The 19,614-nt window shown below is 66.9% G+C and carries 19 protein-coding genes; 8 read left to right on the plus strand and 11 right to left on the minus strand.

The window, feature by feature from the left end; all coding sequences use genetic code 11:
- The first annotated feature begins 89 nt into the window (after positions 1-89).
- Positions 90-1,754 (plus strand): L-lactate permease, encoded by a 1,665-nt coding sequence (locus tag QX128_RS05005; protein ID WP_315801899.1) that lies wholly within the window; start codon positions 90-92, stop codon positions 1,752-1,754.
- A 149-nt stretch (positions 1,755-1,903) separates the two neighbouring features.
- Positions 1,904-2,311 carry a hypothetical protein gene (locus QX128_RS05010; protein ID WP_316179487.1) on the plus strand — a complete coding sequence of 136 codons (408 nt, stop codon included), beginning with the start codon at positions 1,904-1,906 and terminating at the stop codon, positions 2,309-2,311.
- A gap of 287 nt (positions 2,312-2,598) precedes the next feature.
- Here QX128_RS05010 and QX128_RS05015 read toward each other — a convergent pair whose 3' ends face one another.
- The 3 genes from QX128_RS05015 to groES all read right to left on the minus strand — a co-directional run bounded on the left by QX128_RS05015 (position 2,599) and on the right by groES (position 5,991).
- Positions 2,599-3,789, minus strand: coding sequence for a hypothetical protein (locus QX128_RS05015; RefSeq protein WP_316236837.1), 1,191 nt, complete (start codon positions 3,787-3,789; stop codon positions 2,599-2,601).
- 140 nt (positions 3,790-3,929) lie between these two features.
- The gene (groL, locus tag QX128_RS05020; protein ID WP_315801902.1) at positions 3,930-5,573 is read right to left on the minus strand and encodes a chaperonin GroEL; all 1,644 of its coding nucleotides are present in this window, start codon (positions 5,571-5,573) and stop codon (positions 3,930-3,932) included.
- Positions 5,574-5,694: 121 nt separating this feature from the next.
- A complete protein-coding gene (gene groES, locus QX128_RS05025) occupies positions 5,695-5,991 on the minus strand; it encodes a co-chaperone GroES (RefSeq protein ID WP_008961387.1) in 297 nt (98 codons plus the stop codon).
- A 331-nt stretch (positions 5,992-6,322) separates the two neighbouring features.
- Here groES and QX128_RS05030 point away from each other — a divergent pair, with 331 nt between their 5' ends.
- Positions 6,323-6,829 carry a hypothetical protein gene (locus QX128_RS05030; protein WP_315801903.1) on the plus strand — a complete coding sequence of 169 codons (507 nt, stop codon included), beginning with the start codon at positions 6,323-6,325 and terminating at the stop codon, positions 6,827-6,829.
- A 114-nt stretch (positions 6,830-6,943) separates the two neighbouring features.
- Here the strand turns inward: QX128_RS05030 and QX128_RS05035 are convergent, their stop codons facing one another.
- A complete protein-coding gene (locus tag QX128_RS05035; RefSeq protein ID WP_315801904.1) occupies positions 6,944-7,723 on the minus strand; it encodes a protein phosphatase CheZ in 780 nt (259 codons plus the stop codon).
- Between the two features lie 307 nt (positions 7,724-8,030).
- On the opposite strand from QX128_RS05035, the gene QX128_RS05040 reads away from it, so the two are divergent.
- Positions 8,031-8,822 (plus strand): L,D-transpeptidase, encoded by a 792-nt coding sequence (locus tag QX128_RS05040; protein WP_316179482.1) that lies wholly within the window; start codon positions 8,031-8,033, stop codon positions 8,820-8,822.
- Between the two features lie 88 nt (positions 8,823-8,910).
- Here the strand turns inward: QX128_RS05040 and QX128_RS05045 are convergent, their stop codons facing one another.
- From QX128_RS05045 to QX128_RS05070, 6 genes are all read right to left on the minus strand, one after another.
- Positions 8,911-9,714 carry a DUF2076 domain-containing protein gene (locus QX128_RS05045; RefSeq protein ID WP_316179480.1) on the minus strand — a complete coding sequence of 268 codons (804 nt, stop codon included), beginning with the start codon at positions 9,712-9,714 and terminating at the stop codon, positions 8,911-8,913.
- A 211-nt stretch (positions 9,715-9,925) separates the two neighbouring features.
- Entirely contained in the window at positions 9,926-10,768 is an 843-nt protein-coding gene (locus QX128_RS05050) for a ChbG/HpnK family deacetylase (RefSeq protein ID WP_316236838.1), read from the minus strand.
- Positions 10,765-11,808, minus strand: a complete 1,044-nt coding sequence (locus QX128_RS05055; RefSeq protein ID WP_315801908.1) for a glycosyltransferase family 2 protein — start codon at positions 11,806-11,808, stop codon at positions 10,765-10,767. Before QX128_RS05055 ends, QX128_RS05050 begins: the two co-directional genes overlap by 4 nt.
- A gap of 70 nt (positions 11,809-11,878) precedes the next feature.
- Positions 11,879-12,856 (minus strand): ATP phosphoribosyltransferase, encoded by a 978-nt coding sequence (gene hisG, locus QX128_RS05060; protein ID WP_316236839.1) that lies wholly within the window; start codon positions 12,854-12,856, stop codon positions 11,879-11,881.
- The gene (locus QX128_RS05065) at positions 12,853-14,013 is read right to left on the minus strand and encodes an ATP phosphoribosyltransferase regulatory subunit (protein WP_316236840.1); all 1,161 of its coding nucleotides are present in this window, start codon (positions 14,011-14,013) and stop codon (positions 12,853-12,855) included. The genes hisG and QX128_RS05065 overlap by 4 nt, the downstream gene beginning before the upstream one ends.
- A 118-nt stretch (positions 14,014-14,131) precedes the next feature.
- Positions 14,132-14,884, minus strand: a complete 753-nt coding sequence (locus QX128_RS05070; protein ID WP_316236841.1) for a 16S rRNA (uracil(1498)-N(3))-methyltransferase — start codon at positions 14,882-14,884, stop codon at positions 14,132-14,134.
- Positions 14,885-15,091: 207 nt separating this feature from the next.
- On the opposite strand from QX128_RS05070, the gene QX128_RS05075 reads away from it, so the two are divergent.
- From QX128_RS05075 to ubiA, 3 genes are all read left to right on the plus strand, one after another.
- Positions 15,092-15,526 carry a hypothetical protein gene (locus QX128_RS05075; RefSeq protein WP_316236842.1) on the plus strand — a complete coding sequence of 145 codons (435 nt, stop codon included), beginning with the start codon at positions 15,092-15,094 and terminating at the stop codon, positions 15,524-15,526.
- A 267-nt stretch (positions 15,527-15,793) separates the two neighbouring features.
- Positions 15,794-16,468, plus strand: a complete 675-nt coding sequence (locus tag QX128_RS05080; protein ID WP_409997909.1) for a hypothetical protein — start codon at positions 15,794-15,796, stop codon at positions 16,466-16,468.
- Positions 16,465-17,397, plus strand: a complete 933-nt coding sequence (gene ubiA, locus QX128_RS05085; protein ID WP_315801913.1) for a 4-hydroxybenzoate octaprenyltransferase — start codon at positions 16,465-16,467, stop codon at positions 17,395-17,397. Before QX128_RS05080 ends, ubiA begins: the two co-directional genes overlap by 4 nt.
- Here ubiA and QX128_RS05090 read toward each other — a convergent pair whose 3' ends face one another.
- The gene (locus tag QX128_RS05090; RefSeq protein ID WP_315801914.1) at positions 17,398-17,922 is read right to left on the minus strand and encodes a DUF6101 family protein; all 525 of its coding nucleotides are present in this window, start codon (positions 17,920-17,922) and stop codon (positions 17,398-17,400) included. It lies immediately after the preceding gene.
- Between the two features lie 281 nt (positions 17,923-18,203).
- Here QX128_RS05090 and QX128_RS05095 point away from each other — a divergent pair, with 281 nt between their 5' ends.
- Positions 18,204-19,592 (plus strand): TldD/PmbA family protein, encoded by a 1,389-nt coding sequence (locus QX128_RS05095; RefSeq protein ID WP_410053130.1) that lies wholly within the window; start codon positions 18,204-18,206, stop codon positions 19,590-19,592.
- The last annotated feature ends 22 nt before the right edge of the window (positions 19,593-19,614 follow it).

Genomic DNA, 19,614 nt, shown 5'->3' on the forward strand with positions numbered 1-19,614 from the left:
ACCTTTGCCAGGCTTGGGGGCTTGGCGAGCAGACCTGATCCGTCCCGCCGGACGGGGTCCAATGACAAGAACGTGGGGGAGAAGTCACGATGTGGAATCAAATCTACGACCCGTTGGGGAGCCCGGCGCTGTCGACGCTGGCCGCCGCCGTCCCGGTCGTGACGCTGCTGGTGCTGATCGCCAGTGGCAAGGTCAAGGCACACATCGCGGCGATCATCGCCGTGATCCTGACCAACCTGATCACGATCTTCGTGTTCACGATGCCCGCCAATATGTCGCTGCGCGCGACGTTTCTGGGCGTCATCACCGGGTTCTTTCCGATCGGCTGGATCGTCCTGAACGTCATCTTCCTCTACCAGGTCACGGTCTCCACCGGACGGTTCGAGCTTCTGAAGCGCGCCATCGGCGGCGTCACGGAAGACCGGCGCCTGCAACTGCTGCTGGTCGCCTTCTCGTTCGGCGCGTTCTTCGAGGGCGCATCCGGCTTCGGAACCCCGGTGGCGATCACCGGTGCCGTGCTGATCGGCCTCGGCTTCTCGCCGCTCGCGGCCTCCGGCCTGTCGCTGATCGCCAACACCGCACCCGTCGCCTATGGCGCGCTGGGCACCCCGATCCAGGGCCTCGCCTCGGTCACCGGCCTCGACCCCTACATCCTCGGCGCCATGGTCGGCCGGCAGTTGCCGATGTTCTCGCTGATCGTGCCGTTCTGGGTGATCTGGGCGTTCGCGGGCTGGAAGGGCATGAAGGACGTGTGGCCGGCGATCCTGGTCACCGCCGTCTCGTTCGCGGTGCCGCAATTCCTGATCTCGAACTACGTCAATCCGTGGATCGTCGACATCGGCGCCTCGCTGATCTCGATGGGCGCGCTGATCCTGTTCCTGAAGGTCTGGCAGCCGAGGCAGCTGTGGCTGTCGCCGGCGTTGCGCGGGCGTGACGAATCGGCCGCCACGATGACGGCGGCGAAGCCGCTGGACCGCACGCCGCTGACGCAAGCCGAGCTCTGGGGCGCGCTGCTGCCCTGGATCATCGTCTGTGTCGTCATGCTGATCTGGGGCAACGGCGCCTTCAAGGCCTGGGCGAACTCGATCTTCACCTGGAACTATCCGGTGCCCGAGCTCGACAAGCTGATCAACAAGATGCCGCCGGTCGCTGCGAAGCCGACGCCGGAAGGCGCGGTGTTCTCGTTCACCTACCTGACCTTCACCGGCACCGGCATGCTGATCGCCGCGATCATCTCCGGCTTCCTGATGGGTGTCGGACCGGGCAAGCTGATCGCGGAATATGGCCGCACCATCCGTCTCTGCGCGATCTCGCTGATCACGATCTCGGCGATGCTCGCGATCGGCACGCTGACCCGGCTGTCCGGCGTCGATGCCACGCTCGGCCTAGCCTTTGCTGCGACCGGCGTGCTCTATCCGTTCTTCGGCACCTTGCTCGGCTGGTTGGGCGTGGCGCTGACCGGATCGGATACGGCTTCGAACGTGCTGTTCGGAAACCTGCAGAAGATCACCTCCGAGCAGCTCGGCCTGTCCCCTGTCCTGATGGCGGCCGCCAACTCCTCCGGTGGTGTCATGGGCAAGATGATCGATGCGCAGTCGATCGTGGTCGCCTCGACCGCCACCAACTGGTACGGCCATGAGAGCTCGATCCTGCGCTACGTCTTCCTGCATTCGATCGTGCTGGCCTGTCTTGTCGGCCTGTTCGTCACCTTGCAGGCCTATGTCTATCCGTTCACGGCGATGGTGCTGAAGTAGCAACACCGTCTGCGACAAAAGCCCCGCGCCGCAGCTGCGGCGCGGGGCTTGCTATGTTTGGAACACATTTGTGCGGGAGCCGTGCTGGCGGGAGTCACGGCCATCGCCTGGAAGGCGAGCCCTGCGTGTGACTGGTGTGAAGGGGAACGATGCAAGTGTTGAAGCGTGGCTGCGCCGTGGCGACGGTGGCGTTGTCGATGTCGGGGCTGGCGCTCGCCGCCGCCTCGGCGGAGGAGTTTCCTTTCGGCATGGAGATGACGCTCGATGCGCTGCCGCAACCCGGCTCGAAGCGGGTGCCGGATCTCGACATCGGCGATAACGGTGACACCGTGCTGGAGCTGTGGTGCAAGGGCGGCAAGGGCCAGTTCTCAGTTGCCGGCAACACCATCGTGTTCATCGCCAGCAGGATCGAGGACCGCAACTGCCCGGCGGCGCGCGCCCAGGCCGACGACGAACTGATCGCGGCGCTGAGCGCGGCGACCAACTGGAAGCGTCAGGGCGACCTGATCATCTTCATCGGGCCGAAGACGCTGCGCTTCCGGCTCAATACGAACTGAGGCAGGGCGGTCGCCTGTGAAGATGAAAAGCTGCTGAGACCAGCAACCCTGCTGGTCAGTTACTCCGTCATGCCCGGGCTCGTCCCGCCTGCGCGGCCGCAGCCGCTTCGGCGCGGCGAAGGCCCGGGCATCCACGTCCGTCCCAGGATGCCGATCGGCGTGGATGGCCGGGACAAGCCCGGCCATGACGACCTGGAGAGAGACGTGAGCGCACAACGGGTTGCCATATGCGCCCTGCCAATTGAAGAAAGGGGGCGCGCACCGGTCGACTGCGCGCCCGCCGCTCTTTATTTCCAGACCGAGTTGTCCGCGTCCCAGCGCTTGGCCTTGAAGACCTTCGCCAGCTCGTCGATGGCGCCGCCATCGTCACGGGTGTCGCCCTCCTCGTCGCCGGATGACTCGTCCGACAGGATCAGCTTGGCGGCGGAGCTCTCGTCGATCGTCGTCGTGGTCGGGCTGCTGATCCACAGCATCAGCGCGTCCGCGCCGCCCGGCTTGTCCGCCGAGACGAGGCCGGTGACCTCGATGACGTCGGTGAGCTCCAGGGCCGGCATCAGCTGGCTCGGCCGCTTCAACGTCAGCTTCAGCTTGCCGCTGACCGGATTCCACGCCGCGCTCGTCGGCTTGGCGTTGTAGGTCCGGGCCAGGACGTCGGAGATCGCGTTTGCGAGCTTGTCCTTGTTGATCTTGTCGCCGTCGCGCCAGTCGGCGGCCGCGAAACGGATGGTGCGGTCCATTTCGACGGTGCCGGCGGTCCAGCCGGCCGTCACCACGCCGTTCATGGCCCGCGCCTTCGCGATCAACGCGCCGGCGCGGTCGGGGTCGACCGTCATGCTGATGGTCTGCTCGCCCGCGCGCAAGGCATCGCAGCTCACGATCAGGCTCGACAGCGAAACTTCGACGTTCTCGCCCTTCAGGCTCTTGAGGAAGTCGGTCATGGCGTCGAGCTTGAGCCGGACCGAGACCGCCTCGGGCGAGACGTCGGTGAAGTCCTTCGGCTGGGCGCTGATGCCGTCGTCGCTCGACTGGCTCTCCTGGAATTCCTTCTCGCTGACGTCGGAGTTGTCGGTCGACGCCACCTCGGTGACGCTCTTGCCGATCGTGATCTGGCCGCGGAACTCGAACGTGTCGCCGGTCGGCTTGCGATTCAGCTTCACCGTGACCGGCTCCTTGGCGCCGTTGCTCTGGGTCGCGCCGGTCAAGGTCTGGCCGTTGACCGTGAGGCCGACCACGAAGCGGTCCTTGCGATCCGAATTCTTTGCGACGGGATAGCAGACGTCGAGCGTGGCGGCGGTGACGGTCTTGCCCTGGCGCGTCTCCTTCAGGATCACGTCGGCATTGCCGTCCATCAGACCGTCGATCGCGGTGAAATACCGCGTCTCGTTGGCGGGGGCCTTGGTCCCGCTCTTGCTCTGGGCCCAACCGAGTTCCGGCGCGGCCGCTACAATCACGGCCAGCGCAAGCAAAATCGCGCGCATCTGAAAATCCTTGTGGGGGCAGAATCGGCCATAAGCTGTAGCGCCGATTTGCGGTCGCTGCACCCCCGGCGCGGACACTCGGCCAAAAAGAAGGCCGCCCGGAGGCGGCCTTCCTGAATGTGAGATGTCGAAAACAGGGCTCAGAAGCCCATGCCGCCCATGCCACCCATGCCGCCGCCGGCCGGCATCGCGGGAGCCGCATCCTTCGGCAGCTCGGCGACCATGGCCTCGGTGGTGACCAGGAGACCGGCGACCGACGAGGCGTCCTGCAGCGCGGTGCGGACCACCTTGGCCGGGTCGATGATGCCCTTGGCAACCATATCGACATAGTCCTCGGTCTGCGCGTCGAAGCCGAAGGTCTCGGACTTCTCGTCCAGGATCTTGCCGACCACGATCGAGCCTTCGACGCCGGCGTTCTCGGAGATCTGGCGAATCGGAGCCTCGAGCGCCTTCAGCACGATGTTGATGCCGGCCTGGACGTCCGAGTTGGCGTTGGTGATGCGGCCGACCGCCTTCTTGGCGCGCAGCAGCGCCACGCCGCCGCCGGGGACGATGCCTTCCTGCACCGCAGCGCGGGTCGCGTTGAGGGCGTCCTCGACGCGGTCCTTCTTCTCCTTGACCTCGATCTCGGTCGCGCCGCCGACGCGGATCACCGCGACGCCGCCCGCGAGCTTGGCGAGACGCTCCTGCAGCTTCTCACGGTCGTAGTCCGAGGTGGTCTCCTCGATCTGCGCCTTGATCTGGCCGACGCGTGCCTCGATATCGGCCTTCTTGCCGGCACCGTTGACGATCGTGGTGTTCTCCTTGTCGATCACGACCTTCTTGGCGCGGCCGAGCATCTTCACCGTGACGTTCTCGAGCTTCATGCCGAGATCTTCCGAGATCAGCTGACCGCCGGTCAGGATCGCGATGTCCTCGAGCATGGCCTTGCGGCGGTCACCGAAGCCCGGCGCCTTGACGGCCGCGACCTTGAGGCCGCCGCGCAGGCGGTTGACGACCAGCGTGGCGAGCGCCTCGCCCTCGACGTCCTCGGCGATGATCAGGAGCGGACGGCCCGACTGCACCACGGCTTCGAGCACCGGCAGCATGGCCTGCAGGCCCGACAGCTTCTTCTCGTGCAGCAGCACGTAGACGTCGTCGAGCTCGGCGGTCATCTTCTCGGCATTGGTGACGAAGTAGGGCGAGAGATAGCCGCGGTCGAACTTCATGCCTTCGACGATGTCCACCTCGGTATCGAGCGACTTGTTCTCCTCGACCGTGATGACGCCCTCGTTGCCGACCTTCTGCATCGCCTGGGCGATCATCTTGCCGATCGCGGCGTCGCCATTGGCGGAGATGGTGCCGACCTGGGCGACCTCGGAGGACGCAGCGACCGGCTTGGCGCGCTTCTCGATGTCCTTGATCACGGCGGCCACCGCGATGTCGATGCCGCGCTTGAGGTCCATCGGGTTCATGCCGGCGGCAACGGCCTTGGCGCCCTCGCGCACGATGGCCTGGGCCAGCACGGTCGCGGTGGTGGTGCCGTCACCGGCGGTGTCGTTGGTCTTGGAGGCGACCTCGCGCAGCATCTGCGCGCCCATGTTCTCGAACTTGTCCTCCAGCTCGATCTCCTTGGCGACGGTGACGCCGTCCTTGGTGATGCGGGGAGCGCCGAAGCTCTTCTCGATGACGACATTGCGGCCCTTCGGGCCGAGCGTCACCTTGACGGCGTTGGCGAGAATGTCGACGCCGCGCAGCATGCGGTCGCGTGCGTCGCCGGCGAATTTGACGTCCTTGGCTGCCATTTCAAAATTCTCCTGGAGTAGACCTCGACGGCGAGGGGCGTGATCGCCCGTCTGTCGCTGGAACGAGGTTGCAGAGCATTTTCGCCCGGGGCGGCTGATCGCCGCCCCCGACAGGTCGGGATCAGGCGACGACGCCCATGATGTCGGACTCCTTCATGATCAGGAGCTCCTCGCCGTCCAGCTTGACCTCGGTGCCGGACCACTTGCCGAACAGCACGCGGTCGCCGACCTTGACGTCGATCGGGATCAGCTTGCCGCTCTCGTCGCGGCCGCCCGGGCCGACGGCGACGACTTCGCCCTGCGAGGGCTTTTCCTTGGCGCTGTCGGGAATGATGATGCCGCCCTTGGTCTTCTCTTCGGCGTCGATGCGCTTAACCACGACGCGGTCGTGCAGGGGACGAAACTTCGATTTGGCCATGACGGATCCCTTTTGGGGTGCTTGGATAAGTGTTGCTATCGGAGGAAATCTGAATGCGACCACATTTGACGCCCATCTGGCGCCAACTGGCTCGCAGCCTTAGCAATCGCGCCCTCCGAGTGCTAAAGACCGCTCGGGGAAATATGGCTTGCGGCTGTTCCTGTCAAGCAACGGCCAGCCGTTAAGCCGTTCTTGAGGCTGTTAGGGGGATGTTGTCCGGGGCCAGACATGTTAGTGGAGCGGCGTCGTCATCCGACGTCATTGCTCTGACGAGCGTTTTGCGCTTGGTTGCCGGACGGGGCAGCCACGATTCTGTTCCTAAGGGGATGCCATGACGAGTTCACGGTGCGCGCGGCCGGTTGCCAATCTCGCGATCGCGTCGGCGCTCACGATGCTTCTGGGGGCGTGCACGGGCTTCAGCCTGTCGCCGTCGCCCCCCATGCAGACCGAGGCGCCGGTCGAGCCCGAGGTTCCGGCGACGATCCGCCCCGAGGATCTCGTGGGCAAATGGGGCCTCGCCGCCTACAACAATCCGAATGACCGCGCGCGCACCGAGAAGATGGCTCTGGCGCAGTGCAAGCAGCCTTACGTCATCGGGGCAGGCACGTCCGGCGGTGTCGTGATGCATCTGGCCGACCAGGCGACTCCCCAGGAACTGCGCCTGAAGGGGTCGGCCAGCGGCAAGAACTACATCGGCCCGGCCGGACCGCCCGGCGGCGAGCAGGACCGCGAGGTCATCTCCTTCGACGGCCGTGTGCTGATCACCCGCTTCGTCGACAAGGATGCGGCGACCCGTTACCAGACGATGGTCTACGTCCGCTGCGGGCCGCGCGCCTGAGATCCGGGCGATCATCCCGCAAAGGTCGAGAGTCGAACGAAAAACGCCGGCGACTGCGCCGGCGTTCTGTACGATGACGTGGCCTGAAGCGGTCGCTGGGACTGGCCGCCGACCTCAGTTGAACATCGCGTCGATGTCGTCCTGCGAGGCGTGGCCGACCTCGCCCGCCGCCTTCGGGCCGTTCAGCAGCCTGGCGTCGCCCTCGCGGGTGTCGACGATCGGCGGCACATGCGCCTTGATGGCGTCGACGCCGCCCCAGATGTCCATCATCACCACGATGTGGTGCTCGATGAACTTCATGGTGGTCATGACCTTGTTGATGCGCTGGCCGGTCAGGTCCTGGAAGTTGCAGGCCTCGAAGATCGACACCACGCGCTCCTGGATCTCTTCGCTCAGGATCTTCTGCTGGTCGGCCGAGTCCACCTTGGACAGCGCACTGGCGGCCTGGTCGATCGCCTCCGCGGCTTCGAGGATCTGCTGCGTCGCCTGCTCGGTGCCGCCGACGACCGCGCCGAGCTCGCCGTTGACCTTGGCCATCTCCTCGCCGTTGAAGCTCTTGGCATGGAGGGTCGCGATCTCGCCCTTGGTGCGGTTGATCGCGTCGTGGATCAGGTCGAGCTCGACCTTGAGCTTTTCGCACTGCTCGATCTGGGCACGATACGTCTCGAGCAGCGCGCGCGCTTCGGCGACCTCGCGTGCGGCGGATTCTTCGATGGCGGCGTTGGCCGTGTTGCTACCTCCGCTGCGGATGGCGTTGGCCATCTGGGAGCGGATCGCGCGCAGCTCGTCCATGATTTCCTTGTGGTTGGGGCCGATCTCGCCGCCCACGAAGTCGGGCTCCGGCATATGGCCGACGATTGCTTCTTCGATACGGAAACGCTTGCGAACAGCCATGATAGTATCCCTGACCTCTTGTTCGGATCAGTTCTACGCAGAGCCTATTTAACATCGCGTTCACGCCAGGAACCGCGGTTGAGCAACGCTGGCGTGCATCGTGCGTCAACTATTAACCATGCCCCGCCGGCCTTCACGCAAAATAAACGCTAGCCATCAAAACCGCCGTCGTATGCAGCGATGGTGAATCCCGGCGCCTCCCGCGTTTACCAAAGCGATCGGGTTTTGCTCTTTATTGACGATACGCGGCGGCGTTGCCGCCTCGCGCGACGAACAGTCTCCAGACGAAACAGTACAGAGTACGTCGATGTTCAAATCATTCTCCACGGCGCTGCTGGCCGGCGCATGCGCATTCTATTCAGGTCTGGATCGGGCGGCGGCCCAGGGGTTTCAGCAGCCGACCGTGATCTACAGCGGGCCGCCGCAGCAGTCCGCGCCGGTGCGCACCGCCTATGTCGAACGCTCGCGCATGGGTGGCGGCTTCATCGAATTCCTGTTCGGAGATCCGCAAGGCGGCCGCGGCGCGCCTCCGCCGGGACAGCCGATGTACCAGCAGCAGCCGTCCTACTACGAGCCGCAGCGGCTGGCGCCGGGCATGGTCCCGCAGCAGGGAGTGCCGGATGAGGAGGCCTATGAGCAGACGCAGCGGCCGCTCGATCCGAAATACGAGAAACAGATCGTTGACTATGACGGCAAAGAACGGCCGGGCACGATCGTCATCGATACGCCGAACAAGTTCCTCTATCTGGTCCAGGGCGAGGGCAGGGCGCTGCGCTATGGCATCGGCGTCGGCCGGCCCGGCTTCACCTGGTCGGGCGTGAAGACGATCTCGGCCAAGCGTGAATGGCCGGACTGGACGCCGCCGCCGGAAATGCTCGCGCGCCGGCCCGACCTGCCGCGGCACATGGAGGGCGGACCGCAGAACCCGCTCGGCGCACGCGCGATGTATCTCGGCTCGTCGCTGTATCGGATCCACGGGTCGAACGAGCCATGGACGATCGGCACCAACGTGTCGTCAGGCTGTATCCGGATGCGCAACGAGGACGTCATCGACCTCTATGGCCGCGTGAACGTCGGTGCCCGGGTGATCGTGCTCTGACGACCGCCGCCGCACGACATCGGCCATTGAAAAAGGCCGCCCATCCGGGCGGCCTTTGCATTCTCGAATTGGCTGCGACCCGGGAGGATCACGCGTAGTCGCTGCCACCGTCGTCGTCGCCATAGCCGTCATCGGAATCGAAGTCGGCCGCGTCGCTGTCATTGCCGTTGTCGTCGTAGTTCGCCTGGTCGAACAGGCCGGCACGACCACTGTCGCCGCCCGAGCGGCCGATGTCGTCGAGACCGGCGTCACGCGCCAGCGACCCGCCGGACTGGTCGCCGCTCCACGGGCTGGCACCGCCGCCGCGCTCCTCGATGATCGTGGTGTCGCCGAACGCCTGATGCGACCCGCCGCCCATCATCGAGCGGATGCCGCCGAGCAGCAGTGAGCCGCCGACCATGCCGGCCGCGGCCGCCGCGGCCGTGCCGAGGAATGAGCCGCCTCCGCCGCCGAACATGCCGCCGCGCGGCTGGCCGAAGCCGCCCTGATCGTAGGGGCCGGGCTGACCGGGATAGCCGGGCTGGCCCTGGTAGCCCGGGGGCATCGCCTGGCCGCTGTTCCAGACCGGCCGGCTCGGCAACGGCGGCGGCACGTTAGGGACCGACCCGCGGCTGCCCGCGCCGAAGATGCTGTCGCGCATCGAATCGAGGAAGCCGCCGGACTGAGCCTGCTGCGGGGCCTGGGCGTGCTGCAGCTCCTCGATGCGGGCATTGGCGCGTTTCAAGGCTTCGTCCTGCACCAGCACCGTCTGCACCAGCGCGTAGACGGCATTGGGAGCCCGCTGCAGCGCCTGGGCGATGGCGGCGGCGGCCTCCGGATCACGCGGTGCACTCTCCAACTTGGCAAGCCGGTCGAACAGATCGTCGATGAGTTGGCGTTCTTGCGGTGTCATGTCGTTCTCCTGCCGCTTGCCTTGTTCCGGCGAAGCGCGGCCAAGATTTAGGGGGACTTTGTGGCCCGGCCAGCCGGGGCGCGGATTAAATTTCGGTATGCGACACAGCGTCTCTCGGGCTTGCGCGGCGTTTTGGACCTCCACGCTGCCCGCACCGCAGGAGGAACGCTGCCGAGCGGCTTTTTGTTCGTCGCAGGCCCGCAAGATCCGTTCAGGCCAGCGTCATCCGGCGGCGGTCGAGCAGCGCTGGAAAATGCTCGCCGGCGAGATAGGCGTGCTCGTGCTCGCGCTGGACGGTCAAAGGATCGAGCTCGATCAGGACGTCGTCGACGAAGCCGGGATGGCACATCACCAGCCCGTCCTCCGGCAGCTCGTCCAGGAAGCCGTCCATCAGCGTGCCGAAATCCGAGGTCTTGCTGAAGTCATAGGCGCCGGCGAAAGCGGGATTGAAGGCGATCGCGGCCCGCCTGGCATGACGGCGGAATTGCGCGCTCAGGACGTCCAGCAGCAGCGCCTTCGGTGCCGTCAGCCGCTGCATCAGCGGCACGATCCGGCCGCCCTGACGCACCCAGGCCGCCGGCGCGGCTTCCTTGACGGCGGCGAGGAAGCCCTCGCGCACCTGCGGATAGAGCTGGGCATGCTGATGGCCGTCGACGAAATCCGGGGCGCGGCCGAACAGCTCGCCGAACGCCGCAAGCTGGACCAGCACCTCGGCGCGGATCAGCTCGGGATCGAGCCGGCGGGACATTCCGGCACGCAGCAGCTTGGGAAAGGGCAGGAACATGCCGCCCTCCGACGGGCGGAAGTGCATGGTGAGGGGCCGGAATGGCGCGGTCAGCGTGACGTGCAGGCCGATGGCGCAACGCGGGCGGTCGGACGCGACCCTGGTCAGCTCCGCCACCTCGTCGCGCCCGATCGCGGCGCCCACCGTCATCACCGAGGTGGCGTTCAGCCGGCCGCGCGCGATCAGGTCCCGGATGGCGCTGTTGACCCCGGGGCTGATGCCATAGTCATCGGCGCACAGCCAGATGCGCCGGTGCGGCGTCGCGCTCATTCGGCGGCGTTCCTCTCGGCGCCGTCGCTCCGTGCATCGAGCGCTGCACGCTTCTCGCTGTGCTCGGCGACGAAGTAGATCGGACGCGCCTTCAGCTCGGACAGGATCTTGCCGATATACTCGCCCATGATGCCGATCATGATCAGTTGCACGCCGCCGATCGTCATCAGGCCGACCATCAGCGAGGGATAGCCCGGCACCGATTTGCCGCTGACGACGGTCTCCCAGAGGATGGAGAGCCCGAACAGGAAGGCCGCAGAGGCCAGCAGGATTCCGAGCAGGCTGGCGAAGCGCAGCGGGGCGACCGAGAACGAGGTCAGCCCTTCAATCGACAGGCCGAGCAGGCTCGTCAGGTTGAAGGTCGTCACGCCGTGGGCGCGCGCCGCGGGCTCATAGTCGACGCGGATCTGGCGGAAGCCGATCCAGCTCGCGAGGCCCTTGAAGAAGCGGTTGCGTTCAGGGAGCTGCCGCAGCGCGGCCACCGCGCGCGGCGACAGCAGGCGGAAGTCGCCGGCATCCTCCGGAATCTTCTGCCGCGCCCCCCAGTTGATGAGCGCGTAGAAGCCGTGAACGGCGACCCGGCGCAGGAACGGCTCGTTGTCGCGATGCGCCTTGGCGGTATAGACGACGTCGTAGCCGTCCTTGATCCAGTGCGTGACGAGTTGCTCGATCAGGGCCGGCGGATGCTGGCCGTCGCCGTCCATGAACATCACCGCGCCGCGCCGGGCATGATCGAGGCCGGCCATCAGCGCGGCCTCCTTGCCGAAATTGCGCGACAGCGACACGACCTGCACATCGAGCGCATCGGCCTGCAGCGTGCGGGCAATCGCGAGCGTGTTGTCGCGGCTGCCATCGTCGACATAGACGAGCTCACAGGCGAGACCGAAGCGCTGACGCAGGGTGCGTGCGAGATTGTTCAGCCGCTCGTGCAGCGCCGTCAGTCCCGCGCCCTCGTTATAGACGGGGATAACGATCGACAGTCCCTGCGACGCGGCGTCGGCCGCGGTCGTGGTCAGGTCGGACACGTCAGTTCCCAGCATCGCTCAGAGTCCTCGTTCTCCTACCAACATATGGTAGTCGCGCTCACCTGTCGCTACGATGAACGGCGATTTATGATCGCAGGAAGGCCTCGAGGCGGGCAAACAGCGGATTCTCGCGGTCGAGCACGTAGTCCAGCGAGGCGACCGAGACGGTCTCGGCGCCATGTGCGCGCAGAAAGCTGCCGAGCGCGTAGATCTGCGCCGGCGGGCAGTGCAGGGTCAGCATGCCGGACGAGGTCGGGCCGCCGAACGGCGCCACCACGCCGAAGCGGTTGTGCGCCTCGCTCAGCATTGCTGCGTCGCACCCTTTGAAGCGGGTGCGGACCTCGCGGTATTTGCTGGCGCGGGCGCGGGCATGGATGTGGTCGAGAATGATCCGGGCGCTCTCGCGCGGACCCTCCGACCAGTCGGCGTCGCGCGAGGCGACGAGATTGGCCTGGCTGCGCAGGATCACGCCGTCGTCCAGCACCTTCAGCCCGTTGGCCATCAGTGTCGAGCCGGTGCTGGTGATGTCGACGATCAGCTCGGCGGTGCCGACCGCGGGCGCGCCCTCGGTGGCGCCGGCGCTCTCGACGATGCGGTAATCGACGATGCCGTGGGCGGCGAAGAAGCTGCGCGTCAGGTTGATGTACTTGGTGGCGACGCGCATGCGGCGATTGTGCTGGGCACGGAAACCGGTGGTGACGTCGTCGAGATCGGCCATGGTGCGGACGTCGATCCAGGCCTGCGGCACCGCGACGACGACGTTGGCGCCGCCGAAGCCGAGCGTGTCGATCAGCAGCACGCGCTTGTCGGCATCGGTGATGCTCTCGCGCACGAGATCCTCGCCGGTGACGCCGAGATGCACGGTCCCGCGCGCCAGTTGCGAGGCGATCTCACTCGCAGAGAGATAGGCGATCTCGACATTGTCGAGACCTGCGATGGTGCCGCGATAGTCGCGCGCGCCGCCGGGCTTGGACAGGTTCAGCCCGGCCCGTCCGAAGAAGGCTTCGGCATTCTCCTGCAGACGTCCCTTGGAGGGAACGGCGAGGACGAGGGGGCCGCTCATGATGCTCTCCCGCGCGCGGCCTTCCCCGCGGCGCTGCTCTGGGCCAGCCGCTCGATCCAGATCGAGAAGCCGACGGCCGGAATCGACGAGGCGGCGCCGAGCTGGCTCAGCAGGCCGTCATAACGGCCGCCGGCGACCAGCGGCTCGTCGCCATTGCCTGGGTGGTGCAGCTCGAACTCGAAGCCGGTGTAGTAGTCGAGGCCGCGGCCGAACGAGGTGGCGAAGCGCACCTTGGCGATGTCGATGCCGCGCTGGGCCATGAAGCCGGCGCGCGCCTCCAGCGCGTCGATCGCCGCCGAGATGTCGAGCCTGGCATCGGCGGCGAGGGCGCGAAGCTGCTGGACGGCTTCGGTCGGGCTGCCGCTGATGGCGAGGAAGCGCTTGATACGGTCCAGCGCGTCACGCGGCAGCGCGCCGCTCTTCAGGGTGGACTGCTCGAGGAAGCGGTCGGCGATCTCCGCCACCGTGCGGCCGCCGACGGCGGTGGCGCCGGCAATCGACATCAGGTCGGTGACCAGGGCGAGCGCAGCCTTGCGGTCGGAGCCGGCCAGAGCGGCGAGCACGCCCTCATACTCGTTGCGCGGCGCCACCGAGGCGATCGCCAGCCGCTCGAGGTCCTGCGCCAGGGTGCGCTTGCGGTTGAAGTCCTTGATCAGCCGCCGCCGCCAGACCGGATAGAGGTCGAGCGCGTCGATGAGGGCCGTGAACAGCGCGACGTCGCCGGTGCGGATCTCCACCGCGGCAAGGCCGGCGGTGGCGGTCGCCTCGATCGCCAGCGCCAGCATCTCGGCATCGGCGGCGGGCCGGTCCTGGCGTCCGAACGATTCGATGCCGGCCTGCAGGAACTCGCTCGGGCGGCCCTCGCGGTAACGGAATACTGGACCGAGATAGCTGAAGCCGGCCGGCTGCCCGGCGCGGGCCGAGGCGAGGTAGTCCCGGGCGACGGGAATGGTCAGGTCGGGGCGCAGGCAGAGCTCCTCGCCGGCGGCGTCGCCGGTCAGATAGAGGCTCTTGCGGATGTCCTCCCCCGAGAGGTCGAGGAATGGCTCGGCCGGCTGCAGGATCGCCGGCTCGGCCCGCTGATAGCCGGCCTGGGCGAAGGATTGCAGCAGCATGTCCGCCCACGCGGCGGGTCCGGTTGGAGCGGGTCCGGTCATGTCGATCGAGTTCCAAAGTGGATTGGGCGCCTCTGGGAGCGGCGGCTGCCCCTTAGCATGGCCGTTTGACGGTTTCGACTGCGAATGGCCCCGGCGCGCCACAATTGGCCGGAAGACCTTAACCGCGGGCTCCGCTCCAGTCCCCGAGCGTGGCCTGGATCACGGCGAGGGCGGCAACGCCGGCCGTATCCGCGCGCAGGATGCGCGGACCCAGCGCCAGCCTGATCACGTGCGGCTGGCGCAGCAGCAGCGTCCGTTCATCCTCGGCAAAACCGCCCTCCGGTCCGATCAGCAGGTCGATGCCGGCCGCAGCCTTGGTTCCGCGCAGCGCCTGCAGCGGATCGGCCAGCTCGGCCGCCTCATCGCAGAACACCAGCAGCCGCTCAGGCTGCCGCTGCGCGAGGAAGCGCTCCAGCGGCACGGGGTCCCTGACCTTGGCGAGGCTGAGGATGCCGCATTGCTCGGCGGCCTCGATCACGTTGGCGCGCATGCGCTCGCCATTCACGCGCGACACCTGGGTGTGACGGGTGATGACCGGCTCGAGGCGCGCGGCGCCCATCTCGACCGCCTTCTGCACCATGTAGTCCAGCCTCGCGTGCTTGAGCGGCGCGAAGACATAGGCGATGTCCGGCAGGTGATCCTGCGGCCGGCTCTGCTGCTGGATCGTCAGGGCGTCAGCGCGCTTGCGGCCCTCGATCACGGCCCGCCATTCGCCGTCGCGGCCGTTGAAGACCAGCACGTGATCGCCGGCGCCGAGGCGCAGGACGTTGCCGAGATAATTGCCCTGGTTGCGGTCGAGCGCGACCGAGCCGCCCTCCTGCAGGGGGGCGTCGACGAACAGGCGCGGGGCGGTGAAGTCGTATGCGGGCATGGAGCGAAGCGATGGCTATGACGGACGTTGCTTACCGGACCCCGCGCCGGCCGCAAAGCAGGCGGAGCCGTCACGGGGTGTTGTCTCAGGTACTGGCGATGGCGCCTTTCGGCCGTGCTGTCGACAGATTTTACGGCTTCGATCCCGCCGGTCGTCCCTTGGGACGGACATCCGACGATTCCGTGAGCCTCGATGCGGAGAACGGCCTTGATCTTGAGACATTCGACTTCGGCGCTTGCGATCTGGGCGCTTGCCGCGACCATCGCCGTGATGGTCGCTGCGCCGTCCCGGGCCGACGACAAGGCGGTCGCCGCGCCGCCGCAGCGGCCGGCGCCCGCGGTTCCGGGCGGCGCTGGCGTGGCTGGCTTTCGCCCGCCCGAAACCTGTCTGAAGGAGTTCACCCCGCTGCGGGACGAGACCGCGCGCCGGGCCAAGCTGCTCAAGGCGGCGACCGAGCGGCGCTTTGCGCCCGGCGAGGCCTGTCAGCTGGTGCATGACTACGAGCTCGCCCAGACCAAGATGATCGACTACGCCGTTGCGCATGCCTCGCTCTGCGGCATCCCGGCCAAGATCACCGATCAGTTGAAGGCGAATCACGAAAACACCCTGACCGTGATGCGCAAGGTGTGCACGGCGACGTGATCCCTCGCGGCGGGCAGGTCGCCGCCCGCCGCCGACTGGCTATTCCGTTCATCGGGCGTGCAGGGCGCAGACCGAACCCGATGCCCGGGCCTGACGTCCGTGGACGGGATTGCATGCCGGTCTGGAACCCGGCTGCGTCCCTCCGCCGCGGATGTGATCAAATCCGCGGTTGTGCTGGACGGACGAGAATCGTAAAAGCCCCGGATCGGATCGTGCTTTCATCCGGAAGTGTTGAGGATTCTTGGTCTTACCGGAGAACCAGCCTTGATCGTCCGCCAGTCTTTCATGCCGCTCGCCATTGCCGCCCTGGTGCTCTCCACAGGGCAGGTCGTCGCGCAGAGCTCGTTTCCCGCGCCGATGCCCGGCCAGGCCCAGACCAGCAACTCGCCGTTTCCGCCCATCAACGGCGCGGCGCCAATGCGGGCTGCGGCTCCGTCGAGCCCGTTTCCGAGCCCCGGCGGCTCCGCGTTCGGTGGCGGCGGCGGTGGCTTTGCGCCTCCGCCGATGGGGGCTGCGCCGCAGGGCGGTCCGCCCGAAAGCTGCATGAAGGAGTTTCTGCCGCTGCGCGAGGAAGCCGAGCGTCGCGGCAAGCTGATCAAGGCGGCGAGCGACCGCAAGGCCTCGCCCGACGAGGCCTGCAAGCTGATCGCGAATTTCGGCAAGGCCGAGGTCAAGATGATCAAATATGTCGAGGCGCATTCGGCGAGCTGCGGCATTCCCCAGCAGATCGCCGACCAGCTGAAGGCCGGTCACAAGAACACCGACGCGCTGGAAAAGAAGGTCTGTGCCGTGGCGGCGCAGATGCAGTCGGGGGCTGGAAGGCCCGCGGCTCCGAGCCTCAGCGACGTGCTGGGCTCGTCGGCCGCGCTGCCTGAAGCCAACGCGACGAAGAAGGGCGGTTCCGCCTTCGACACCATGACCGGCAACGTCCTCACCCGATGAGCACCACCGCCGTCCGCGTTGCTGACGCGACCGGCAACTGGGTCGACACGCTGGCGCCGGTGTGGAGCCGGCCTTACCTGCGGCTCGCCCGCTTCGATCGCCCGATCGGATCGTGGCTGCTGCTGATGCCGTGCTGGTGGTCGGCCGCCCTCGCGGCCGGGATCGGCGGGAATCTGTCCATGCTGCCGGCGTGGATCGCGCTCTATTTCGTCGGCGCGTTCGTCATGCGCGGCGCCGGCTGCACCTGGAACGACATCACCGACCGCGATCTCGACGCCAAGGTGGAGCGCACCCGTTCGCGCCCGATTCCCGCAGGCCAGGTCGGCGTGAAGCAGGCGCTCGCCTTCCTGGTGGTCCAGGCCCTGATCGGCTTGGCGGTGCTGCTGCAATTCAACCGCTTCGCGATCGCGACCGGCATCGCTTCGCTGCTGATCGTCGCGATCTATCCGTTCATGAAGCGCGTCACCTGGTGGCCGCAGGTCGTGCTGGGTCTCGCCTTCTCGTGGGGCGCGCTGATGGGTTTTGCGGTCGCGTTCGGCCGCATCGATGCAACCGCGCTGCTGCTCTACGCCGGGTCGATCGCGTGGGTGATCGCCTATGACACGATCTACGCGCATCAGGACGCCGAGGATGACGCGCTGATCGGCATCAAGTCGACCGCGCGCCTGTTTGCCGAGCGCACGCATCTGGCGCTGGTCATCTTCTACGGTCTGGCCGTCATGCTGATTGGCGCCGCGTTCGCGACGGCCCACGTGCATGTCGCGGCGTGGCTCGGGCTCGCGGGCTTTGCCGCCCATCTCGGCTGGCAGATCCGGCGTCTGGATATCGCCGATCCGGCGCTGTGCCTGCGCATCTTCAAATCGAACCGCGATGCCGGACTGCTGCTGTTCGCCGGACTGCTGGTCGACGCCGTGCTGCGTGCAAGCTGATCAGTTGCGCGCGATGATCTCGCGCTCGCCGCGATGGATCGAGGCGGGATTGAGCTGATAGCCGACACGGCGTCGCATCAGGAAGCGCGGGCGGCGCGAGCGGATCGCGTTGCGGCGGCGGCGGCGCGGCGTGGCCTCGCGGCGCGTGTCCTGCAACTGGGGCAGCGCGAACGTCTCGCTCCACATCGCCCACGCAGCAACGATCTCGGTCTGGTCGTCGCTGACGCAGAGCGGGATGGTCAGGGAAGGGTCGCGGTGGACGAGCACCAGCATCACCTGCGTGGCGTCGATGTCGCGCACGCCGATGCCGAGGAAGTCGCTGACGCGGAGGTTCAGGGCCATGCGCATGCCGCTGACGGCACGACGCAGGACCACGCGCTCCCGGTGCAGTTCGATCTGCCGGATCCCGCCATCGGCACGGGTATCGTGCGCGCTGTACGAGACGGGCAGGGAAAGAGGGTCGAGCCGCAGGACGCGGCCCGACCCAGCGGAATTGCTTCCGCCTGTTGCTGTTTGACGCCTCACGGCTTGGTCTCCCCGCCGGGATTATGCTCCCGGTCGATGCGTGTGACCTTGCCACGCAGATCGCCCGTATCGGCTTAACAAGCCTGGTTAATCAGATCTCACGCATGATCCTCTTACCGTCATGATTGACAAGCGCTTGCCCCGCATGATTGACGAGACCTTGCCGATTTGCCGACAATCCGATGTGCCGTCTGCCGTCCTGCTTGAAGTCGGCGTGAACAGGCCACATTTCGTTTGGATTGAGCCGTCTTCGCCCACCTGACATCGATCGGATCGTGTTCGTGACCTCTTCCCCAGCCTCATCGTCGACCTCCGCCCAATCAGATCTGCTCGACCAGTCCGCCCTGCGAACGCTCGCCGAGCGGCTGGTGGAAGCCGCGAGGAAGGCCGGCGCCGATGCCGCCGACGCCATCGCGGTGCGCGGCATCTCGCTAGGCGTCGAGGTCCGTGACGGCCGTGTCGAGGAATCCGAGCGCTCCGAGGGCGACGATGTCGGCCTGCGCGTGCTGGTCGGCAAGCGCCAGGCCGTGGTGTCGACCAACGATGTCAGCGGCGACGGTGTCGCGCGGCTGGCCGAGCGGGCGGTGGCGATGGCGCGGGTGGCGCCCGGCGATCAATATGTCGGCCTCGCCGATCCCGCGCTGCTGGCGCGCGACATTCCCGAACTCGATCTGCTCGATCCGCAGATTCCCTCGACCGCAGAGCTGGAGCGCCGTGCCCAGGAGGCGGAGGCCGCCGCGCTCGGCGTGAAGGGCGTGACGAAGTCCGGTGGTGCGTCCGCCTCGACCGGCATCGGCGGCATGGTGCTGGTCACGAGCGACGGTTTTCACGGCGCCTATCTGCGCTCGAGCCAGAGCATCTCGACGACCGCCATTTCCGGTGAGGGCACCGGAATGGAGCGCGACTACGACTACACGGCGGCTCCGCACGGCGCCGACCTGCTGGCGCCCGCGGCCGTCGGGCGCAGCGCCGGCGAACGCGCGGTGGCGCGCGCCAATCCGCGCAAGGTTGCGACGTGCCAGGTGCCGGTGGTGTTCGATCCCCGCGTGTCCGGCTCGCTGGTCGGACATCTGGTCGGCGCCATCAATGGTGCCTCGATCGCGCGCAAGACCAGCTTCCTCAAGGACAAGCTCGGCGCGCAGCTGTTCGCCAAGGGCATCCGCATCATCGATGATCCGCTGCGCAAGCGGGGCTTGCGGTCGCAGCCGTTCGACGCCGAGGGCGTGAAGGTGAAGCAGACCGCGCTGGTCGACGATGGCGTGCTGACGACGTGGCTCCTCGATTCGGGCACCGCGCGCGAGCTCGGCATGGTGACGACCGGGCATGCCCATCGCGGCGTGTCGTCGTCGCCTTCGCCCGGTCCGTTCAATCTGCATCTCGAAGCCGGCGTCGTGACAGCCAAGGAGCTGATCTCGGACATCAAGCAGGGCTTCTACGTCACCGACCTGATCGGCTCGGGCGTCAACGGCGTCACCGGCGACTACAGCCGTGGCGCGTCCGGCTTCTGGATCGAGAATGGCGAGATCGGCTATGCCGTGAGCGAAGTGACGATCGCCGGGCATCTGTTCGAGATCTTCAAGTCGATGACGCCCGCCAGCGATCTGGAATTCCGCTATGGCGTCAATGCGCCGACGGTGCGCATCGAAGGGTTGACGCTTGGCGGACGGTGAGATCGGGAAACCGGACGACACG

The organism is Bradyrhizobium sp. SZCCHNR1015 (assembly GCF_032489875.1).
In the GTDB taxonomy this organism is placed as follows: Bacteria; Pseudomonadota; Alphaproteobacteria; order Rhizobiales; family Xanthobacteraceae; genus Bradyrhizobium.

Coding starts and splice junctions, on each gene's coding strand:
- QX128_RS05065 (WP_316236840.1), bottom strand. CDS start 14,013: ATGACCGGACCCGCTCCAACCGGACCCGCCGCGTGGGCGGACATGCTG.
- QX128_RS05035 (WP_315801904.1), bottom strand. CDS start 7,723: ATGGCTGTTCGCAAGCGTTTCCGTATCGAAGAAGCAATCGTCGGCCAT.
- QX128_RS05040 (WP_316179482.1), top strand. CDS start 8,031: ATGTTCAAATCATTCTCCACGGCGCTGCTGGCCGGCGCATGCGCATTC.
- QX128_RS05045 (WP_316179480.1), bottom strand. CDS start 9,714: ATGACACCGCAAGAACGCCAACTCATCGACGATCTGTTCGACCGGCTT.
- QX128_RS05010 (WP_316179487.1), top strand. CDS start 1,904: ATGCAAGTGTTGAAGCGTGGCTGCGCCGTGGCGACGGTGGCGTTGTCG.
- QX128_RS05015 (WP_316236837.1), bottom strand. CDS start 3,789: ATGCGCGCGATTTTGCTTGCGCTGGCCGTGATTGTAGCGGCCGCGCCG.
- QX128_RS05050 (WP_316236838.1), bottom strand. CDS start 10,768: ATGAGCGCGACGCCGCACCGGCGCATCTGGCTGTGCGCCGATGACTAT.
- QX128_RS05055 (WP_315801908.1), bottom strand. CDS start 11,808: ATGCTGGGAACTGACGTGTCCGACCTGACCACGACCGCGGCCGACGCC.
- QX128_RS05005 (WP_315801899.1), top strand. CDS start 90: ATGTGGAATCAAATCTACGACCCGTTGGGGAGCCCGGCGCTGTCGACG.
- ubiA (WP_315801913.1), top strand. CDS start 16,465: ATGAGCACCACCGCCGTCCGCGTTGCTGACGCGACCGGCAACTGGGTC.
- groL (WP_315801902.1), bottom strand. CDS start 5,573: ATGGCAGCCAAGGACGTCAAATTCGCCGGCGACGCACGCGACCGCATG.
- hisG (WP_316236839.1), bottom strand. CDS start 12,856: ATGAGCGGCCCCCTCGTCCTCGCCGTTCCCTCCAAGGGACGTCTGCAG.
- QX128_RS05030 (WP_315801903.1), top strand. CDS start 6,323: ATGACGAGTTCACGGTGCGCGCGGCCGGTTGCCAATCTCGCGATCGCG.
- groES (WP_008961387.1), bottom strand. CDS start 5,991: ATGGCCAAATCGAAGTTTCGTCCCCTGCACGACCGCGTCGTGGTTAAG.
- QX128_RS05070 (WP_316236841.1), bottom strand. CDS start 14,884: ATGCCCGCATACGACTTCACCGCCCCGCGCCTGTTCGTCGACGCCCCC.